The 21,150-nt window shown below is 62.2% G+C and carries 15 protein-coding genes; 5 read left to right on the top strand and 10 right to left on the bottom strand.

Annotation, left to right across the window (positions count from 1 at the left end; translation table 11 throughout):
* Positions 1-116: 116 nt before the first annotated feature.
* Positions 117-365, top strand: coding sequence for a hypothetical protein (locus N0B71_RS16500; RefSeq protein WP_259753682.1), 249 nt, complete (start codon positions 117-119; stop codon positions 363-365).
* Here N0B71_RS16500 and N0B71_RS16495 read toward each other — a convergent pair whose 3' ends face one another.
* Positions 366-1,397 (bottom strand): glycosyltransferase family 4 protein, encoded by a 1,032-nt coding sequence (locus N0B71_RS16495; protein ID WP_259753680.1) that lies wholly within the window; start codon positions 1,395-1,397, stop codon positions 366-368.
* Entirely contained in the window at positions 1,394-2,203 is an 810-nt protein-coding gene (locus N0B71_RS16490) for a UDP-2,3-diacylglucosamine diphosphatase (RefSeq protein ID WP_259753678.1), read from the bottom strand. Before N0B71_RS16490 ends, N0B71_RS16495 begins: the two co-directional genes overlap by 4 nt.
* Positions 2,204-2,338: 135 nt before the next feature.
* On the opposite strand from N0B71_RS16490, the gene N0B71_RS16485 reads away from it, so the two are divergent.
* From N0B71_RS16485 to N0B71_RS16475, 3 genes are all read left to right on the top strand, one after another.
* The gene (locus N0B71_RS16485; protein WP_259753677.1) at positions 2,339-3,103 is read left to right on the top strand and encodes a helix-turn-helix transcriptional regulator; all 765 of its coding nucleotides are present in this window, start codon (positions 2,339-2,341) and stop codon (positions 3,101-3,103) included.
* Between the two features lie 74 nt (positions 3,104-3,177).
* Positions 3,178-3,519, top strand: a complete 342-nt coding sequence (locus tag N0B71_RS16480) for a tRNA-binding protein (RefSeq protein ID WP_259753675.1) — start codon at positions 3,178-3,180, stop codon at positions 3,517-3,519.
* An 87-nt stretch (positions 3,520-3,606) separates the two neighbouring features.
* The gene (locus N0B71_RS16475; protein ID WP_259753673.1) at positions 3,607-4,470 is read left to right on the top strand and encodes a DMT family transporter; all 864 of its coding nucleotides are present in this window, start codon (positions 3,607-3,609) and stop codon (positions 4,468-4,470) included.
* A 515-nt stretch (positions 4,471-4,985) separates the two neighbouring features.
* Here N0B71_RS16475 and rfaD read toward each other — a convergent pair.
* Together rfaD and N0B71_RS16465 are read right to left on the bottom strand one after the other, a co-directional pair.
* On the bottom strand, positions 4,986-5,978 hold the full coding sequence (rfaD, locus tag N0B71_RS16470) for an ADP-glyceromanno-heptose 6-epimerase (RefSeq protein ID WP_259753672.1): 993 nt from the start codon (positions 5,976-5,978) through the stop codon (positions 4,986-4,988).
* 124 nt (positions 5,979-6,102) lie between these two features.
* Positions 6,103-6,387, bottom strand: coding sequence for a SelT/SelW/SelH family protein (locus N0B71_RS16465; protein WP_236171477.1), 285 nt, complete (start codon positions 6,385-6,387; stop codon positions 6,103-6,105).
* Positions 6,388-6,457: 70 nt separating this feature from the next.
* Here N0B71_RS16465 and N0B71_RS16460 point away from each other — a divergent pair, with 70 nt between their 5' ends.
* On the top strand, positions 6,458-8,662 hold the full coding sequence (locus N0B71_RS16460) for a patatin-like phospholipase family protein (RefSeq protein ID WP_259753669.1): 2,205 nt from the start codon (positions 6,458-6,460) through the stop codon (positions 8,660-8,662).
* Positions 8,663-9,140: 478 nt separating this feature from the next.
* On the opposite strand, the gene N0B71_RS16455 is transcribed toward N0B71_RS16460, so the two are convergent.
* From N0B71_RS16455 to N0B71_RS16430, 6 genes are all read right to left on the bottom strand, one after another.
* On the bottom strand, positions 9,141-9,758 hold the full coding sequence (locus N0B71_RS16455) for an SGNH/GDSL hydrolase family protein (protein ID WP_259759591.1): 618 nt from the start codon (positions 9,756-9,758) through the stop codon (positions 9,141-9,143).
* Between the two features lie 77 nt (positions 9,759-9,835).
* Positions 9,836-11,026 carry a hypothetical protein gene (locus tag N0B71_RS16450; RefSeq protein WP_259753667.1) on the bottom strand — a complete coding sequence of 397 codons (1,191 nt, stop codon included), beginning with the start codon at positions 11,024-11,026 and terminating at the stop codon, positions 9,836-9,838.
* Positions 11,023-11,673, bottom strand: coding sequence for an outer membrane lipoprotein-sorting protein (locus N0B71_RS16445; protein WP_259753665.1), 651 nt, complete (start codon positions 11,671-11,673; stop codon positions 11,023-11,025). The genes N0B71_RS16450 and N0B71_RS16445 overlap by 4 nt, the downstream gene beginning before the upstream one ends.
* 16 nt (positions 11,674-11,689) lie before the next feature.
* A complete protein-coding gene (locus N0B71_RS16440) occupies positions 11,690-12,688 on the bottom strand; it encodes a TauD/TfdA family dioxygenase (RefSeq protein ID WP_259753664.1) in 999 nt (332 codons plus the stop codon).
* Positions 12,689-12,714: 26 nt separating this feature from the next.
* Complete coding sequence (locus tag N0B71_RS16435; protein ID WP_259753663.1) at positions 12,715-13,230, bottom strand: lysine methyltransferase; 516 nt, start codon at positions 13,228-13,230, stop codon at positions 12,715-12,717.
* A gap of 54 nt (positions 13,231-13,284) precedes the next feature.
* Entirely contained in the window at positions 13,285-20,991 is a 7,707-nt protein-coding gene (locus N0B71_RS16430) for a type I polyketide synthase (RefSeq protein WP_259753662.1), read from the bottom strand.
* Between the last annotated feature and the right edge of the window lie 159 nt (positions 20,992-21,150).

Below are 21,150 nucleotides of genomic sequence, written 5' to 3'. Positions count from 1 at the left end.
GCCTGTCGGGTGTTCTATGTTGGGACCTGAGAAGGCTTGCCGGCGCGCGACGCCGACATCGTTCCGCCCGCCACCGCCCTTCCGGGGCCGTTGGCGAATCGCCAGGAGGATGCCCCATGAGCCTGATGCAATGCCAATACCGCCGCTACACCATCACCGCCGATGTGGTCGAACACCCCGGCCTGCCGACCCCGTGGGCCGCCGGTTGCCACATCACCAGCCCGGACGGGCACACCACCCGACGCAAGACGCTGCCGCTGGAATTTGCCTTCCTGTCGGATCTGCAGAAGGCCCAGCATGCGTCCATCGCCCACGGCAAGTGGCTGGTGGACCAGAGCCTGGACCACGATCGCCAGCTGTTCTGATCAGCCGCCGAGGTAGCCCGGCTCCTCGCTGACCGGCACCTCCGTCAGGCGCACCTGACGGCTCAGGAACTCCTGCGCCGACGCCCGCCAGGTCTGCGTGCTCGCCCAGTCCGCACAGGCCCGCCGGTCCAGTGCCAACGCCCGCAGACAGGCGCTGCGCAGGTTCGCGTCCATGGCCCCGGTGACGCCTTCCTTTAGCACGTCGAGCGGCCCCGCCACCGGGAAGGCCGCCACCGGCGTGCCGCAGGCCAGTGCCTCGACCATGACCAGGCCAAGGGTGTCGGTCAGCGAAGGGAAGGCCAGCACGCTGGCAGTGCGATAGATCTCGGCCAGTGCATCGCCGTGGCGATAGCCGAGGAATTCCACCTGTGGATAAGCCGCCTCCAGCTCTGCACGCTGCGGGCCGTCGCCCACGACGCGCTTGTGCCCCGGCAGGTCGAGGCAGAGGAAGGCTTCGAGGTTCTTTTCCCGCGCCAGGCGGCCGACATACAGGAACACCGGCTCATCCGGCGGTGTGCCCGCGCCAGGCTGGAAGCGCTGGATATCCACCCCCTTGCGCCACAGCGCCAGACGGGCGAAGCCCTGCGCGGCGAAGGTGGCGCGCATGCGTTCGCTGCTCACCAGCACGGCCGCGCTGGGCCGATGAAAGCGGCGCAGAAAGGCATACCCCCACGCCAGCGGCAACCAGGGCCAGCGGGTGTTCACGTATTCGGGAAAGCGGGTGTGAATGGCGCTGCTGAACCTCATTCCCCGGCGTACCAGCCAACGCCGGGCGGCCCAGCCCAGCGGGCCTTCGGTGGCGAGGTGGACGCAGTCGGGGGCGAAGGCGCGGATCTTTTCGCCGACCTTCCACACGTCCCAGGCCAGGGGAATCTCCGGGTAGCTGGGGCACGGACGATGACGGAAGTCCTGCGGGGTGATCAGGCCAACCGCATGGCCCTGCCCTTCCAGTTCGGCCACCAGCGCCCGCAGGCTGGTGACCACGCCGTTGACCTGCGGCAGCCAGGCATCGGTGACGATCAGCAGCCTCATGCCGCCGACTCGACCACCGCCGGCGCGGCACTGCGTGCCTGCTCCTCGGCCAGTCGATAGAGCTGGATGCTGCCGTCCCAGTGTTCGATGAGCGCCGAACAGGACTCCACCCAGTCACCGCAGTTGAGGTATTCCACCTCGCCGATCCGGCGGATCTCCGCGTGGTGGATGTGCCCGCAGACCACGCCGTTGAGGCCGCGCTTGTGCACCTCGTGGGCGATGGCTTCCTCGAAGTCGCTGATGAAGTTCACCGCTGTCTTCACCTTGTGCTTGAGGTACGCCGACAGCGACCAGTAACCGTAGCCATAGCGGCTGCGCCAGTGGTTGAGCCAGCGGTTGAGGGTCAGGGTGAATTCGTAGGCCGAATCGCCGAGGAACGCCAGCCACTTGTGGTAGCGGGTGATCACGTCGAACTGGTCGCCGTGGATGACCAGCAAGCGGCGGCCGTCGGCGGTGGTGTGGACGATCTCGTCCACCAGGCGGATGTTGCCCAGCAGCAGCGAGGAGTATCGGCGCAGGAACTCGTCGTGGTTGCCGGTGACGTAGATCACCTCGGTGCCGCGCTTGCTCATCGTCAGCAGGCGGCGGATCACGTTGGTGTGCGCCTGCGGCCAGTAGATGCCGCCGCGCAGCTTCCAGCCGTCGATGATGTCGCCCACCAGGTAGATGCGGTCGGCGTGGTAGCGCTTGAGGAAACCGGCCAGGTGCTCGGCCTGGCAGTCGCGGGTGCCCAGGTGGACATCGGATATCCACAGGGTACGTACCCGTTGTTTCTTCGTCGGCGTCATGCGTTGCGCGCTGCTCATCGTCGGCGGCCTCCGGTAGGTTTCCGCGAGTGTCGGCGAGCGCGGTGAAGTGCACATGACCGACTGGCGACAGTCCCGTTACAGCCGCCGGCGCGCTAGACTGACGGCCAGCCCGCCAGCCCGGAACACGCTTGCATGAGCCAGATCCTCTCCCTGCGCCACTACAGCCACGACCACCTCGCCCATAGCCACAGCCATGCGCAGCTGGTACTGGGGCTGTCCGGCAGCCTGGATTTCGAGGTGGGCGGACGCGGCAGCCTGGTGACCCGGCAGACCTTCGCCGTGGTGCCGCGTGACGAACACCACGCCTGCGCCAGCCCCGACGGCAGCCGCTGCCTGGTGGTGGACCTGGAGGACGAAGAGGGCCTGCTCGAAGGCCTGGGCCAGCACAGCGACGCCGGCCGCCGTCTGCTGGAAACCCCCGGCCAGCGCCTGCTCAGCAACGACCAGGCGCAGCTGGTGCAGTGGCTGGCCGGCAGCTCGCTGCATGACCCGGTGCTGGCACGCCAGGGCGCGATCCTCCTGCTCGCCAGCCTCGCCGCCGGGCAACAGCGCATCGAAGAGCCGTCTCAACTGCCGCTGGCCAGCCTCGACAGCTACATCGACCGCCACGCCGCGCACCCGTTGCAGGTGGCCGACCTGGCGCGGCTCGCCGGGCTGTCCGCCGCACGCTTTCATGCCCGCTTCCTCGCCGAAACCGGGCAGACGCCCATGGACTACGTGCGCCAGCGTCGCCTGCAACTGGGCCGGGACCTGCTGCGCGGCTCGCACCTGTCGGTGGGCGAGATCGCCGCGCAGGTCGGCTACGCCTCGCAGAGCGCCTTCACCGCCGCCCTGGTGCGCCAGTTCGGCATCACGCCGCGTCAACTGCGCCAGCAGGCGCGCGACAATTCCCGCTAGCCGCGCGACAGACAGCCGCGCGCCCAGGGCCTAGACTGCCGGCCATCGAACCGAGCAATGACCAGGGAACAGCGATGTCGGCAGACACCATCGAGTGGCAGGATTTCGAACGCGTCGAACTGCGCGTGGGTACCATCGTCCAGGCCGAACCCAACGTGAAGGCACGCAAGCCCGCCTACATCCTGCAGGTGGACCTCGGCCCGCTGGGGATCAAGACCTCCAGCGCGCAGATCACCGCGCACTATGACGCAAGCGAGCTGATCGGCCGCCAGGTCCTGTGCGTGTGCAACTTCGCGCCCAAATCCATCGCCGGCGTGCGCTCGGAAGTGCTGGTCACCGGTGCCTACGACAGCGACGACAAGGTGGTGCTGGCCGGCTTCGACAAGCCGCTGCCCAATGGCGCGCGTCTCGCCTGATTTCCCTTCCAGTGCGCGCCGGCCGGGCCGGTGCGCTTTCCTCTTTCCAGACAAGGCCCCGCCACAGCCGTCGGCGGGGGCTACGGCATGAAGCGCGTTACCCAGCTCACTCCCCGCGGCGCCCTGATCGGCCTGCACATCGGCGCCCTGATGTTCGGGCTGTCCGGCATCTTCGGCAAACTCATCCTCGCCGGCCCGTTGATCATCGTCTTCGGCCGCGCCCTGTTCGGCTCGCTGTCGCTGGCGGCGGTGTTCGCCGGGCATCTGCGCGCGCAGAAGCGCCCCACGCCGAAACAGGCCGCCATGCTGGTAGGCGGTGGCGTGCTGCTGTGTACGCACTGGCTGACCTTCTTCCTCGCGGTGAAGGTCGGCAACGTCGCCGTCGCCACCCTCGGCTTCGCCAGCTTCCCGGCCTTCACGGTGCTGCTGGAAGGGCTGCTGTTCCGCGAGCGCATCCGCAAGGGCGAGTACCTGGTGGTGGTGCTGGTGTGCATCGGCCTGGTGATGGTCACGCCCACCCTGGACCTGCGCGACGGCGCCACCGCGGGGCTGCTCTGGGGCACGCTCTCCGGCCTGCTGTTCGCCCTGCTGTCGCTGGCCAACCGGGTGAGCGTGCGCGGCATCGATCCGATCCAGGCGGCGCTGTGCCAGAACCTGACGATCATCGCCTGCCTGCTGCCGCTGGTGCTGCTCGACCTGCCTTCGGTGAGTGGAATGGACTGGTTGTGGCTGGTGGCCCTGGGCGTGCTCTGCACCGGCGTCGCCCACAGCCTGTTCGTCGCCAGCCTGCGGCTGATCAAGGCGCGCACGGCGGCGGTGATCTTCGCACTGGAACCGGTGTACGGCATCGCCTTCGCCGCCGTGCTGTTCGGCGAACAGCCGAGCCTGCGGATGCTGGCGGGCGGCGTGCTGATCATCGTCGCCACCTTCCTCAGCGCGCGCGGGCACTAGCCGCGGCCTGCGGGGCCGGCTCTTGCTGGAGGGGAGCTTGGCGATCCGGCCGGGGCCGCCGCGTTGCCGACACCCAGGGTCCCGGCTGCGCCGGGATATCGCGGAGAAGCTTTGCTCCTACCGTGATACTCCAGCGCTCGGGTCTGCCCTCACCCTGACCCTCTCCCCGCGGGAGAGGGGACTGTTCGGAGCAGGATGAAACCACAGCGTCAGTCGGCACAATCTGCCCCCTCTCCCTCTGGGAGGGTTGGGGTGAGGGGAAGCCCGCGCTCGCGCCCCCTCTGGCAGCGGCGCGAGATCGGTTCGCGAGCAAGCTCGCTCCTACAGGCGCGGTGCACAGAAAAAAGAAGGCCGCCCCGCAGCGCACGAAACTCGAACCTTGCCCGGGGGAGGGAATGCCAAGGATTCATCGCACGACAGCCTGCGTGGCGGCCTGGGGTGATTGTCTCGCGCGCTGCCCCTGCGCAGTGTCAGCACGGGGTAAAGACTGGGTAAAAAACCCGTTACACGCGGTATCAGCCCTGTTGCAGCAACCCGTGGCAGTAGCGCCGTACGCCCTCCTCCACCCCCATCATCGGCGCGCGGTAGCCCGCTTCGCGGAGGAAGGCGATGTCGGCGCAGGTGTAGCACTGATACTTGCCGCGCAGCTCATCGGGGAACTCGGTGTATTCCAGCAACCCGGCGCGGATCGCCGCGTCCAGGGTCAGCGGTTGCAGATCCTGCTGTTCGCGCAGGGTGTTGATCACCGCCAGGGCCACGTCATTGAACGGCTGGGCACGGCCACTGCCGAGGTTGAAGATGCCACTGCGCTCCGGGTGGTCGAGGAAATGCAGATTGACCCTGGCCACGTCCTCCACCGAGACGAAATCGCGCAGGTGGCCGCCGGCTGGGTAGTCGCCGTATTCGCCGAACAGCCTGACCTTGCCGGTTTCGCGGAACTGGTTGAAGCAATGGAAGGCCACCGAGGCCATGCGCCCCTTGTGCTGCTCGCGCGGGCCGTAGACGTTGAAGTAGCGGAAGCCCGCCACCTGGGTGCGCGCGGTGGGCAACAGCTTGCGCACGCGCTGGTCGAAGAGGAACTTCGAATAACCGTAGACGTTCAGCGGCCGTTCGCAGGCGCGCAACTCGCGGAATTCATGGCCGCCGCCATACACCGCTGCCGACGAGGCGTAGAGGAACGGCACGCCCAGGGACAGGCTGGCGTCCAGCAGCTCGCAGCTGTAGCGATAGTTGTTGTCCATCATATAGCGCCCGTCGCGCTCCATCGTACTGGAGCAGGCGCCCTGGTGCAGCAGCGCGCGCACCACGCCGAAATCGCCACGGGCGTAGCGCTCGATGAAATCGCGCTTGTCGAGGTAGTCGCTGATATCGCAGTCGGCGAGGTTGACGAACTTGTCGCCCTCGGTCAGATCGTCGACCGCGATGATGTCGGTCTCGCCGCGCTGGTTCAGCGCCTTGACGAGGTTGCTGCCGATGAAGCCGGCGGCGCCTGTAACGATGATGCTCATGGCGGGCATCCTTTGCGGAGAATGGATGCCACCAGACTAAAAGTGTGACCGACATCTCCCTTTGACATACAGCAAGGAAGTTAGCCAGCTATCGAATTGTTCCATCCGAGGGTACAGCGCCGGTTCAGGAACGGTCGTTGTGGCCCAGGTCGCGCTGCGGATCGATGCGGTCGCGGACCCGCTGCTTGAGCACCTTGGCTTCCGGGAAGCCGCCGTCGGCCTTGCGTTCCCAGATCTGCTCGCCATCGCAACTGATGTGGAACACGCCGCCGGTGCCGGGCACCAGGCTGACCTTGCCCAGGTCGTCGCCAAAGGTGCTCAGCAATTCCTGGGCGAGCCAGGCGGCGCGCAGCAGCCACTGGCACTGGGTGCAATAGGTGATGACGATTTCGGCTTTGGCTTCGGACATGAATCAGACTCTGCTGTAGGACGCGAACCTATAATACCGGTCCGAAACGCCCTACCGGATTCTTCTCTTCATGCGCCGACTGCTGTTCGCCCTCCTCCTGCTTCTCCCCCTCGGCACCCTGGCGGCGAACACGGCGCCGAAGATCGGCCTGGTCCTGTCCGGTGGTGCGGCGCGTGGGCTGGCGCACATCGGTGTGCTCAAGGCGCTGGACGAACAGGGCATCCATGTCGACGCCATCGCCGGCACCAGCATGGGCGCGGTGATCGGCGGCCTCTACGCGGCCGGCTATACCCCCAGGGAGCTGGAAAAACTGGCCCTGGGGCTGGACTGGAAGCAGGCGCTGTCCGACTCGCCGCCGCGGGTCGACGTGCCCTTCCGCCGCAAGCAGGACGACCGCGACTTCCTGGTGAAGCAGAAGCTCAGCTTCCGTGACGACGGCACCCTCGGCCTGCCGCTGGGCGCGATCCAGGGGCAGAACCTGTCGATGCTGCTGGAAAGCCTGCTGGTGCACACCAGCGACACCCGCGACTTCGATCAGTTGGCGATCCCCTTCCGGGCGGTAGCCACCGATATTTCCACCGGCGAGAAAGTGGTGTTCAGCAAGGGCCACCTGCCCCAGGCGATCCGCGCCAGCATGTCGATCCCGGCGGTCTTCGCGCCGGTGGAGGTCAACGGCAAGCTGCTGGTGGACGGCGGCATGGTCGACAACATCCCGGTGGACGTGGCGCGGCAGATGGGCGTCGACGTGGTCATCGTGGTCGACATCGGCAACCCGCTGGCGGACCGCAAGCAACTGCTGACCGTGGTGGACATGCTCAACCAGTCCGTCACCTTGATGACCCGCAAGAACTCCGAGGCGCAGCTGGCCACGCTGAAATCCAGCGACATCCTCGTGCAACCGCCCCTGAGCGGCTACAGCTCCACCGACTTCGGCCGCGTGCCGCAGCTGATCGACGCCGGCTATCGCGCCACCCGCATCCTCACCCCGCGCCTGGCCGCGCTGCGCAAGCCCGCCGATGCCGAGGCGGTGGCGCTCAACGAGGCCCGCGAGCCCGGCGAACGGCAGCCGGTGATCGACCGCATCGAGGTGGAGAACAACTCCAAGGTCAGCGACGACGTCATCCGCCACTACATCCGTCAGCCCCTGGGCGCCCACCTGGACCTGGAGCGCCTGCAGCGCGACATGAGCACCCTCTACGGGCTGGACTACTTCGACCAGGTGCAATACCGCGTCGTGCGCAACAAACCGGACAAGGACGGCAAGGCGGGCAACGTGCTGGTGATCCATGCCTACGGCAAGCGCAGCGGCACGGACTACCTGCGCCTGGGCCTGAGCCTGTCCGACGACCTGCGCGGCGACAGCACCTTCAACGTCGGCGGCAGCTACCGCATGAATGGCATCAACCGCCTCGGCGCGGAATGGCTGACCCGCCTGCAGATCGGCGACCGCCAGGAGCTCTACAGCGAGTTCTACCAGCCGCTGGACGTGGGTTCTCGCTACTTCGTCGCGCCCTACCTGTTCAACGAGGCGCAGAACGTGGAGGCCACCGATGACGATGACCCGATTGCCGAGTACCGCCTGGAGCGCTACGGCTACGGCCTCAACCTCGGCCGGCAGATCGCCAACAACGGCGAGTTCCGCTTCGGCGTCGCCCAGGCCTTCGGCAAGGCCGATGTGCGGGTGGGCGAGCAGGACCTGCCCAACTACCACTTCAACGAAGGTTATGCCCAGTTGCAGTATTCCTTCGACACCGTGGACAACGTCGACTTCCCCCGCGAAGGCGAGAACATCCAGACCTCGTTCCGCGAACACACGCCCTCGCTGGGCGACGACGACCGCTACCGCCAGTGGGAATTCCGCCTGGACAAGGCGCTGAGCAGCGGCCCGAACACCTGGGTGCTGGGCGGCGGCTACGGGCGCACCCTCGACGATGCCAATGTGGTGGTGTCGAGCTTCCTGCTCGGCGGCGCGCGACAGCTCTCCGGCTTCCGCCAGGACGCCATCGCCGGGCAGAACTACAGCCTGGGCCGGGTCATCTACTACCGGCGCATGACCGAGCGCTCCTTCCTGCCGCTGGACTTCCCCTTCTACCTGGGCGGCAGCCTGGAGCGCGGGCGGGTGTGGAACAACGACAACAGCTACGACACCGGCTACATCAACGCCGGCAGCATCCTCATGGGCTTCGAGACGCCGCTGGGGCCGCTGTCGTTCAGCTACGGGCTGAACGATGCCAGCGAGCAGGCGGTGTACATCAACCTGGGGCGCAATTTCTGAAGTGCTCGCTCGCTGGCACAGTGCACAACCGTTTGCGCTTGAATGCCCTGCAACTGGCCTTCCCCTGTGGGAGAGGGAGCTGGGCAGACTGACGCTACCGAGCCAAGCCTGCGCCGATCGCTCTCCCTCAGGGAAACTCCGAACGAGCCAATGCCGATTCGGCAATCGCCTGTTCAATGCGTTCTCAGCACTGCCACAGAGAACCGATTCGTCCCGTAGCCCGTGGATTGCCCTGGGGCAGCGACAGGACTCGGCTCAGCGGGGCGCCATTGCAGCAGATCCGCAGGGACTTTTCCGGAGTTCCCCTAATGAAATATCCAATACGAACGTATGCATTCCACAAGTCCTCTCGTTGCCCAACACAATCTGTTCGACGCATGCTGTTTAGATGACGTTCGGAGAATGTCTCTCAGCTCAGAAAGAGATCAAGAACCGGTTGCCTGTTTCACTTAGCGACAAGGTGGGGAAGGAGTGGTGCTCAGGCATGAGCATCGATCCGCTCTGCCCGCAGCCGGGTTGCCAGGAATGTGGCGATGGCCTGCCCCAACACTCGGTGGGCAGGCTCGTCGAGGTGTACCCCGTCGATATCGCTGACCTGTACCCACCGGCCTGCATCCAGGAACGCGCATTGCCGAGCGTTGGCCAGTTCATGGTAACGCGCGGAAAGCTCTCGGCTATGAACAGAGCGCTCATCGAACTTGGTCGCCATGAGCCCCTTGAGGGCACCGATGGCCGGGGGAGCGATCAAGAGGATGTCTGGCCGTGGCATTCCGGGCTCGATTGGCGCCCGTTCGATGAGGGCCATGAGCCTCTCGATGCCCGCGACGGAGTCTTGTGGATCGCAGCGATGCACGCTCTGAAAATCATTGGTGCCGAGCATCAGCAATACCCAGGAGAGCGGTGATTGTGCTTCGATGCATTCGGCCAATCCGTCCCGACCATCCCGGCCGTTCTTGTCGGGATCCGGCATGGCCGTACGCCGACCATTGAGGCAGTTTTCGACGACACGAACGGCATGTCCCTGTTGCGCCAGACAGCCTTCCAGAACACCGGGCCAACGCCGGGGGAAATCCAGCCTCTGCCGTGTGCCCGGCACAATTCCCCAGCTGAGGGAATCCGAGTAAACCAATATCTGATGCACATCGCCTCCGTGGGCTCGCCCTTGGTCTTAAGTCAATAGAAGTGTCTCAACTCCGTCAGCAGAGACTTGTCCGGACTGAGATTTCCGGCGAGCGAGTCCAGGCTTCCATGAGCAGCCTGGCCCTGCAGGGTCCAACGCCAACCATCGCGAAAGCCCCAGCCGTAACGCAGGAAGCTCACTCGCTCGCCCGCCGTGCCCTGCAAATGCCCCCACTCGGCGTCGTGCTTGGCGTCGAACTGCTGACGTAAGTTGACCGTGATCCAGCTTTGCGCGTCTCTGAAGTTTTGCGACAAGCGCTGGTTATACGCTTCCAGAAGGGGCTCGCCCTCCGCCGGTAGGACCGCCCGGTGATGCAATAGCTGAAGGCTCAGTGTGCCGTCGCTCCAGACGCCCTTGTCCAGGCCGAGCGACAGCCACGACTCTTTACCGGGGACTCCAGGGAACGCCGAGGCGTCATTGATGACGTAGGCGACATCCCAGCGCAGGATGTCGCCGTCAAGATTCACGCTGCCGTCAGCGGCGAGCCGCCGTTGATCATAGATGGAGACTTCACCATTGCGCTTGAGCACGGGGTATAACGCCGCACCGTCCAGGTAGCTGGCACCTAGTTCCCAGGCGCCACGTCGCCACTCCGCACGGGCTAGAGCGGCATCTTTGGGGGACCGCTGCAAGGGACGGTCCTCCGGCAGTGGGGCAACCATGGCCGATGGCAACAGATCGCCGCGATCCTGCCGAAGCCCGGCGAGGATCAGCGTGGCCGTATCGGTCGCATACCAATCCAGGCGCAATGCTGGAAGCCCGATGCGTTGTTCAGCAGCCACGGCGGTCAACTGCGTGTAGTCACGCGGTGCGAACTGCCCCTGGGGGCGGAGCCAGTCGCTGCGGCCTTCCGGCAGAAACTGGCGACCCGCGGTCAAATCGAGTCGCTCACCGCTTTGCCTGAGCCAGAGCTCTCGGACCGCGGTGGTCCGTGTGTTGTCCCCGAGGTTGTCGTTACTGGGCAACTCGATGCGCACCATCGCCCGACGGTTATTGACCGACAGCTGCGCATCCAAATGCCCGCGCGCCCCCAGCACAGAGCGTCGATCACTGAACTGCTGGTTGGCGGTGGCGCCGTCCAACGCCACCCAGCCGGAGACTTTCTTGTAAAAAACAAGCGGCTCGGCGCTTGCTGGTGCCGCCATGCAAGCCATGCAAGCCATCACTCCGACCAGGGCTCTCATTGCCCCCTCTCAAGGTTGCGCACGGAGAACAACTGTGGATTCAAGCCCTGGTCTATTTTGCGGTCGCGGTAGTCGATGGTCGTGCGGTGGGATATCCGCATATCCAGCATTTCCACGTGGTTCAGCCGCCAGCGACCTTGAATCAACTGCGGCGAGCTGGCGGTGAATCGCTTGACCAGCACTCCGCTCTTGTCGCTGAAGTCGATTCTGAGCGTCAGTAGACGCTCGGGATCGATCCACAGCCGTTTTTTACCGTAGAAGCTCTCTTTCTTGAGCGTTTCATCAATTGGAACCTGCTCGATCACCAAGCAATGGCGGCCGTCCTGCTGTTCAGAGCCTGCGAGCGTGAATTCGAACTGATCCACTTTGTCATCGCTGACATCCTCATAGAAAAAGTCGGTCCCCATGTAACGATCAGAGCGGTTGCTGGAGGGAATCTTTCGGCTGGTATGGTAGGCCGGCAAGTACAACCACTGGTCATCCGGCCGGTCGCTGTTTTCCAACGTCAATACCGCACTTCCGTCCATTTCCGCCGGGCTGGAGAAGCGGATCAGGCGCATGTCCTGATCGATTCCCGGCGCGCGTTGCCGTTGATACAGCGTGGCTTCGCGCGTGTTTCTGGTGCCCTCCTTATCCTGCAGGGTCATGTCGATGCCCACCTGCTCATCGGGGGGAGAAGCCAATGCGGCCGTGCTGGATCACCAGGTTGTCCAGAGCCAGTACGTCACCGCGCTTCATCTTCACCGCCAGCGCTGGCTCCCAGAGCACCGCGCGCAGGAAGGTGATCAGCGACTCAGGGATCGGCGTGCCATCCCCATAGGCCGTCGTCGCCGGATAGGCATCTTCCGGCAGGTCCGACGGGTAAAGCGGGTGGTTGCGCCAGTAAGAGCAGTGCAACTCGGTCACTTGGTTGAACCACAGCTCCTCCCCGGTATCGCAATGCTGGACGAAGGCCGGGTTTACATAGCTGTATGACAGGCGGTCTCGATCTCCCCAGCGATAGTCGAACCCCTTGCTTTTCATAATGGATTCCACCACCCGCTTGTCTGTTGTTTCAAAGGTTTCCGGCCAGCCGATCTCGCTGCTAGTATTTTCACGGGGAAGATTCCGGTAATAACGAACACCCAGGGTGCGAAACTTATCCAATATATCTGCCGGTATTCTCATGACACTCTTACGAATATCACTGATAGGAACTTCTCCGCCTTGCAACCCTTCTTGGGCACAAAAGAAAAATATCTTTCTCGGAAATTTAGACAAATAAGCCATTTCATTATGTGGCGCCATGGTAATCCGCGAATCCTCATTACTCGCCATCAAGACCAATCCGGGTTCGTGGTTTCTAACGGCAATCCCTCCGGAATAACTGAAGGGCTTGTAGCCCAGATGCTCGACGAACGAGTTGAAGTCCTCCCTATCACACAGGCGCAGTCCCTCGAACAAAATTGCACCACGCTCGTACAAAGAGCTATTTATAATCTCTCGGCAGAACATAGCGATATCTTCCACGGCGCCTCCAGCCTGACCTCCTTCAATCATCAAAAGGTGCTCACTGCTCGCACGCGGAATAGTTTTGGGTACATCCGGACTACCGGAGCCTGCCAGATAGCTTCGATCGCGAATGGCTACTGCCCCCATGTCTGAATTGCAGGAAATGCTCATGCTAAAGCCCTCCGTGTGTGCGAAAATCAGGAACCGACTGCCGAATCACAATCGCAATTCAACTGTCCAAGAAACTTCTTCCCCTCTTCGTTTAGAGGCTCTTTTGATCCGGTAATCCAGAGCCGGCAATTGGGAGAACCGCATTGACAGGCGAACTGCCGCATCAACGTCCCTTCCGTGACGGCATAATCCATGCACAGTAAGTCACCCCGGACTATGTCTTTCAATGCCCAGAGTTCCAGGCTCGCCATGTCCAAAAAGACGTTGGGGTCGCAGGAATGAAGCAGCAACCCGGTAAAGTGCGGATCGTACATATGCACGGCTTCATTAATTTCCAGCGTATGCAAGCGTCGAGACGCCAGAAGCTGTCCGGATACTTTGCACAACAAATGCCCCCTGCGAATTTGCCTCAGGCTTTTTATTCCAACGCCACGTCCATCCCCCGTGGAGATCACCTGAAAATCCGTAGTAGAAGGGTAGCAATTTTCTAAAGACAGTTCGCCAAATGGATATATACTGAAATCCGACGAAAACAAACCCATAGGAATGGCCTCTTGATATGTATTACCAAACCACTAATAACCCGTTTTAATTTTTTATATCGACGACTCAAGGGTTCGTCGGAGTTCGCCAAGCGTCAGTGTCGCGTTAGCGAAAAGCGATAGCGGGAGCTCCGCTTGGAACGCTTTGTTAAATCCGTTTCTCAGCTGCGCGGTATCGAGCGAGTCCAATCCAAGCGAGGCTAAATCGAGAGACTCGTCCCAGCGACTGAGATAGGCTTCGAGGAACCTCCGTACAGGGTCGTCATGAACAGTGCCTTCAGGCTGCGGGACATCCTGGCCAGTGGATGGGGCCACATGTTGCGGAGCCATCCCCACCGTCTGTTGGGAAAGCTGTTGCAGCAACGGCCAATCGGCCCACGGCGATGCCTGCCACGCCACATCGCAGGCGATGTAGCGGCGAGCTGCGCCACCACTGAGTACTTGCCCCAACACGCTAGACAAGGCACTGAGGGCATCTGCCGATGAGAGCGGTGTTTCGCCAACGGCACGTGCGCGCTGCAGCACCTTCGCGTTATCGGCAGCCATGCCAGCCTCCCCCCACGAGCCCCAGGCCAGGCTGAAGACCGGAATCCCTTCCGACCATTCCGCCTTTTGGTCGAGCCATGCGTTAGCCGCCGCATAGTTGGCCTGCCCAGCTGCCCCCAGGAGCGCACTGGTGGACGAATAGCCGATGACCCATTCGCATCCCCAGCGAACTGCATGGGGCATCAGTTGTTCCAGGGCCAGTTTGGGCCTCAGGACGTTGGCCAGTCGAACGCCGTCCTGATTAGCCAACGCCGCGTCGTCCAGCACTCCCGCCAGATGGAAAATTCCATCTATCTGCGAGATGTCCTGCAGAGCCCTTTCCAGTGCCTGCGAATCACTGAGGTCACACGCAATATGGCGTACACCTCGCAGGGGGCTCTCCACGTGGGAGCGACCCAGCACGGTGATTCGAGCCGGCGAAACGGCCTGCTGATCGATCAGCCAGTCAATCAACAGACGTCCCAGCGCGCCGCTTCCCCCGGTAATCAGGTAATGGCGGGCCGTCGCGCCCATTACGCCATTCGACAGGATCGGCAGTGTGGTCGAGGCCAGGCGTGCGCCAAACAGACAACCGCCACGCCAAAGGAGATCGCGTTCTTGGGGATGCCGTGCGCTTAACATCGCCAGATGGCTGACTTCGCTCGCCAGCGCCAAGCGCAGCGTCAGATCGGGATGCTCAGTCCAGAACAGGTTCTGCACGCGAAGCATTCCAGACTCATTGGCGGCGACTCGTGCCATTCCAGCGCAGGGCCCGCTGTCGGCGGACGCGGGCAGGATCCAGGTCAGAGTCCCCCGAGCATCCAGGGCGACGAGCTGTTGAAGCAGTCTCAGGAATCCGCCGTATCGACCTTCCCTGTCCGTGTTGTTTGTAGGTCCTGACAGATAGAGCAGCGTGACCTTCGCCGCGTCATGCCGCAGGTGCCGGCCCAGGTCGTCCAGCACCTGCTCCTCCTTCCCTGCTTCGACCGTCCAGCATGCTTGAGCCGTTGCGTCCGCTTCGGCATCTGTGGGCACCGGCAATGGCTGCCAGCGCATTCCATAGAGCCGGAGTGTGGACGGCTGAGCCGCCGCCCTCCTGTGTTTCTGCAACCATTGAACCACACGCTCGAATATCAAGGTCTGGTCACGCACCATGAAGTCATGCGCACCACCGTAGGTGATGACGGATGACGAAGGCGCGGCTGACAGCTCGAACCAACCCTCCGCTTCTGCCAGCGAACAAGCCGGATCCTGCTCGCCACAGTGCACCATGACCTCACAACGAAGCGTCCGCTCCGTCCCCCTCACTTGCGACATCCTCAAACCTATACGCCTATCGCTCTCAAGGTCTGCCGTCAGAATGGGGAGATACAACTCCTGCCACAGTGGATTGGCTCGTGTCTCGGCGCTCACCATCAGGAGCGATTCCGGGGCGAGTGCGGTGGTATCCGCCGAGACGTTATGTATCGGGGCGTGGCCAACCACGATCAAACCTTTGCACTGCCCACTTCGATCTGTATCCGCCAGTTCACCAAGCAACAACTCCGTGGCAAAGGCGGCGCCATAGCTCAACCCGCAGAAGGCAAATGGCAATCCGGCCGAATCCTCACGGATCAACCGCTGCAGCTCGCTGCGAACGGCCTTGTCCATCTTGTCGTCACTGGGAAACGGCTCCTCCATCCTGGCGTTTCGACCTGGCAGCTCAATGGATACGACATCCAACCACTCCGGAGCCGATGTCGCCCAGTGGCGAAAATCCCGCGAACTGCCGCCAGCGCAGGAGAAGCAATAGAGGCGCATTTGAGCACGCTCGTGGGGCGGCGCCTGGCGGATCAGCCAAGCCGAAGTGAGCACGGGAGAAGGCTTGTGCTCCGGCGCGCGCGCGACCCCCTCCTTCACGTAGATTGACGCCTGCGGGTTGACCCAGTAACTCTGCCGATCAAAGGCATAAGTGGGCAGAGGAATGCGTCCTGCTCCGGAGTCCTGTTGATAGGCCTTCCAATCCACCACCACGCCCGCAGACCAGAGGCGGCCGAGCAGTTCGCAGAAAATGTGCTCGTCACTGACATCGCTCTGCGCCGGGCGCATCCCGGCCAGAATTGTAGGCGTCATAGCCCCGGTGTCGGCGCGCGACCTGAAGAAACGCCTGGCCAAGCCGGTCAATACCGTCGACGGCCCGATCTCCAGCAGGACATCCGGTTGCCAGTGCAACAAGGTTTGCAGATTGTCACTCCAGCGAACGGTCGCCAGGAGGTGTTGACTCCAATAATCCCGGTCGAGAACGTCCTGCCCCATCCAACCGCCACTCACGTTACTGGTCATGGGAATGCTTGGCAGTCTGGCCGAAACCCCAGTCGCGGTCGCCCGCAGGCGCTCCGCCACCGGGCTCATCAATGCGCTGTGGAAAGGATGGGAGACGGGTACGCGGCGGCACTCCAAGCCCAGTTCACGCAAAGCTCGCTCTGCCTCCAGCAGGCTCGGGAGCAGGCCGGCCAGGACCCATTGATCGGATAAGTTGCAGACGGCCAACCAAAGATCGGGGTGCTCGGCTAACCAAGCGTGAAAGACCGATTCGGCCCCGCTGACACTCAGCATGCCTCCCGTGCAAGGCTCACCCTGCTCATCGACCAGATCCAGGGCCTCCGTCGCCTGAGCCCGAGCGGCAACCAGCTTCGCCGCGTCATCCAGTTCCAGAGCGCCGGCGATCACAGCGGCCGCATACTCTCCGATGCTATGGCCCGCGACAGCAATCGGCTTAATGCCCAGCTCGATCAAGCTCATGGCAAGTGCGTATTCAACGCAGAAGAGACCGCACTGCGTGATGACCGGCCGCCGCAGAGAAGCCTCATCCGCGTGCAGAATCGCCGCTTGCGGGTTGTAGCCCAAGGCTTTGGCGAGCGCTAGGCATGCGTTCTCGAAGTACCGCCGGAACCTTCCTCCGTCGGCATTGCCGCAATACAGTTGATGCGCCATGCCCACGTGCTGAGAACCCTGCCCGGAGAAGCAAAACGCAACCGTCGCATGGTGTCCCGCTTTGACGCGGGAGGCCTGTTCCTTAGCGGCCCGAATAGTCCGAGCAGGATCCGGCTCGTGGATGTTGATGCACACCGCAGTTCTGAGCGGATGATGCTCACGGGCCAGCTGCAAGGTGAAAGCTGCATCGGCCAGGGTAGCCGGCGAGGCGTGGGCCAAGGCCACGGCAAGGTTGTCGAGATTACTCTCAAGCGCTTTGGGACTCTTGGCGCTGACACAAAGCAGATGGTGTTCTCTAGCGTTTCTCTCAGACGCTACCGTCTTCGTATTCGAGGGTGCAGGCGCCTGTTCCAAGATGACGTGAACGTTGGTGCCACCGATACCAAAACTCGAAACTCCGGCGCGGCGTGCCCCACCTCTTTCGGGCCAGGCCTGATCCTCACGACATACGCTAAAAGGACTGTCGGGATTGTCGAGGAAAGGCACCAGTTTAGCGTTGCACTCATGGTAATGAGCCGTCGGAACCCAGTGGCGGTGATAGAGGCAGAGTACCGTCTTGATCAATCCGGTGATGCCAGCGGCACAGTTAGCATGGCCGATATTGCCCTTCACGCTCCCGATCATGCAGCTGCCGGGTACGACAGCTGCCGCTTCCCTCATCTGCACGAACGCATCGCTGAGCCCCTTCAGCTCGATGGCATCACCGATGTGCGTCGCCGTGGCGTGGCACTCGACATAAGAGATTTGTTCCGCCGAAACACCGGCCATTTGCATGGCATCGACGATGCAGCGTGTTTGGGCAGCCGCATTCGGGGCGGTATAGCCGGCCTTCTGCCGCCCATCGTTGGACATGCCATAACCACTCAGCACCGCCCAGATCAGGTCGCCATCGGCAATCGCATCGTCCAGGCGTTTGAGGACCACCGCGCCGACCGAATCACCGAACAGCGTACCGCTGGCTTGCTCATCGAAAGGATGAACCCGCCCATCGACACTGCCGACCAAACCCTCTTCGTAGCAATAGCCAAAGTTGGGGAAGTTGATCGCAGAGGCCCCAGCGATCGCCATGTCGCACTCGCCACTCATCAGCGACTGCGCCGCCTGCGCAACGGCAAGAAGACCGCTGCTGCATGCCGAGGTGACGGTCACCCCCGGGCCGCCCAGATCCAGCTGATAGGATACTCGCGTGGCAATGTAATCCTTCTCGTTACTAATCTCGGTAAGGAACAGCTTGCCCGGATCGAGCGGCTCTCTCAGGCCCCCGCCTTGCAGGTGATGAATCAGATAGCCATCGATGCCGCACGCCGCGTAGACAGCGGTCCGCTTACGGTAGGGACTGTCGAAACGGGCATACCCGGCCTGCTCCATGGCCGTCCAGGCGACCTCCATGAAGAGGCGGTGCTGAGGGTCCATTAACGTCGCTTCACGTTGACCGATTCCCCAGAACAGAGGATCGAATTGATCGACACCGTCGAGTACCTGACCTGCGGATACCCAGTTCGGATGCCCGATGACCGCCTCGGGCACGCCCTTGGCACGTAGCGTCTCATGATTGAAGCGACTCAGACTGTCCCGTCCCTCTCGGAGATTCGCCCAGAACTCATCGAGCGTACCCGCGCCGGGGAAACGGCCGGCCATTCCGACAATAGCCAGTGCCCCCGGAGGCTCGCGACGCTGCAATCGGCGAGTTTCAGGCGGAGGCTGATGCCTTTGCAGACTCCATGTAACGAAATCGTCCAAGGTGCTGTGCTGGTAAATATCGATCACGCTGAGCGAGAGGCCCAAGCGGTCGGTTAGCTGAGCGATCAATTGCGCAGCAAGCAGCGAGGTGCCGCCCAGCTCAAAGAAACTGTCCGAGGACTGAAGGTGATTGATGCCCAATATTTCCCGCCAGATCGCCGCAATCTGCTTGCCTAAAGCCGGCAGATCACCGGCTGGCGACGCATCGAGCGCACTCACGTCTGGAATGGGCAGAGCCTTGCGATCAAGCTTGCGCGATTCGCCGGCGCGCATGGGCAACTCGTCCAGACCCAGGACGAACCGCGGACGGGCATATTCAGGCAAGCGCCTGCGCAAATGCTGTCGGGCCTTGGCCAGTAAAGGCTCCGAGGGCTTTCCCGCATCGCCAACCAAGTAGGCAGCCAGCGCCTTGGGCTGGCCGCTGCGCTCATCCAGCAATGGCAGGACCACTGCAGTCGCTACACCCTCAAGTTCGAGCAGTACCCGTTCTATCGAGAGGAGCGAGACCTTGAAGCCACGAATCTTGATGGTGTCGTCAATGCGCCCCATGACCAACAAGTGGCCATTGCCCAGCACTCGGGCACGATCGCCTGTGCGATACATATGTTCGGCGCCAACGGCCAACGACCGAAGCTCCGGCGTCAAGGGCAGGAAGCGCTCGGCAGTCCGTTGCAGGTCTCCAAGATACCCCGGAGCAACGCCCGGCCCCGTGAGGTACAACTCGCCAGGTACGCCCTGCGGTACACAAACGCCCTGCTCATCCAACACAACGGCGGCGCTACCTGGAATCACACGACCGGCTGTAGCCCAAAGACGCCGATTAGGGCTGTTAGAGAATAAGTCGCCGTAGCTCACGTCCAGACTTTCCCAGGTGCTATAGGCATTGACCAACCGCACCGACGAAGGCAACAGAGATTTTGCCTTCTCCACCAGCATGCCGGAAACGACTTCGCCCATCAGGAAGCACAATCTGACGGTGCTCCAATAACGTGAAAACTGGCGGTCAGCCCCTGGGCTATCCAGCATGTTTTCCAGCAGCGACGGCGTCACAACCAGTCGATTGACCCGGTGCTTTTCCAGAAAAGCCTGCAACCGCGGCGGATCGAAAATGATGCTGTCGGGAATAATGACTGCAACCTGACCGAATAAAATTGGGCGCAAGCATTCCCACGCAAAAAAGACATTCAAGCCTTCCCGCTCAGGTGAGCTCTGGTAGGGATATAGTTCGTTCCTTGCCTGGAAGCAGTAAGTGCAGCCACCTTCAGTAGTGAACACAGCCTTAGGGCGCCCGGTGGAGCCGCTGGTCATGGAGATGATGGCGATGTCTTGCGCAGAGCGCCGAACGTATGTCCAGGGGCTCGAATCCGACAGCGGCCCCGTCAAAACGACGGAGTCCAACAGAAGTCGAGCCACTCCGCTGGGCAAGCGATCCTCCAGCACCGCTTCGGATAGCAGGAAGCGCAACTCACACGATTCGATGAACTCGCCTAGCTGGCTACCTGACCAGTTGGACTCCAGTAAGCAAGCCGGGGCACCTACCTTGAAACATGCCAGCAGGCCGATCAGGTACTCCGCTCGATGTCCAATGAGTAGGCCTACCGATTCATTTGGCATGACCCCCGCAGCGAGCATCTGCGCACCGACCCGTTGGCTCGCCTGCGCCAACTGCCCATAAGTCCAACGTCGCTCGCCATCCTCCAGCGCCAGCGCTTGAGGGCGCAGGAGAGCCTGTTCCGCGAAAAGTTGGGCAACACCTTTGAACTCAGCCACCGTTTTCCAAGCAAGGGGCTCCCAGAGCACGGAACGAGGCAGTCGCTCAAGTTGTCGCGCTATATGCCGCTCAATGCTGGATGTTAATTCTTCGATTGAGTCGAAAAGGTAGAAGTGATCACCTTCATAGGATTGAATCTCTACCTCGGCCATGGGCAAGTAGCTTCTCCAGGCCTCAATTTCGCTAGGTGTAAGACTCTTATCCGCGCGCCCATACGAAACAACCACGGGACAATCCAGAGATTGCAGCGCCTCTTCGTTATACCGATAGGTTTCGTCGAGACGAATATCCGCACGCAAAGCAGGAAGAAAAGCATCCGCCAACGCCTGATCAGTAAATGCCCCGCTCCGCAGTATTCCTTTGGCCTCAAGAGTGCTGACAAACTCTGCATCGTTCAGCTCATGAGCAGCCGGAGCGACAATAGGACATCCCGGAGCTCGATGTGAGGAAAGGAATAATACGTTGGGCGTTTCGACATTCCGACGTGCTAAAGCTTGCGCCGTCTCGTAGGCCAACAACGCTCCCAAACTATGACCGAAGAAGGCAAAGGGCATATCTCCGGTGTGTTCGATAACCCGATCCGCCAAGTCTTCTATCAGAAGATCTATTTCCGTGTAATGCGCCTCTTCAGAGGACGCACCACGCCCTGGCAACTGAAACTCAACCCATTCACAGGCGGCTTCGCTGGCCATCGCCAATGGGTGATAAACGTTACCTGGCGAGCCGGCGAAGGGAAAGAGGAATAGCCGCATGGAGGCTGATGAGCACCGCTTGATGGTGGCTGAAGATACCCGATTCAAGATTCCTCCCGCGTACGACAAAGGTCATCCAGAAGAGCTTTTTCAACGTGCACTCGTTATTACTAGCGAAGAAAACTAGAACGATTGAACAAAAAATCCAGAAATTTATTC

Origin of the sequence: Pseudomonas sp. GCEP-101 (assembly GCF_025133575.1) — a bacterium.
Classification (GTDB): Bacteria; Pseudomonadota; Gammaproteobacteria; order Pseudomonadales; family Pseudomonadaceae; genus Pseudomonas; species Pseudomonas nitroreducens_B.
The sequence above is the reverse complement of the archived record's forward strand: the minus strand, read 5'-3'. Positions and strand labels throughout refer to the sequence as shown.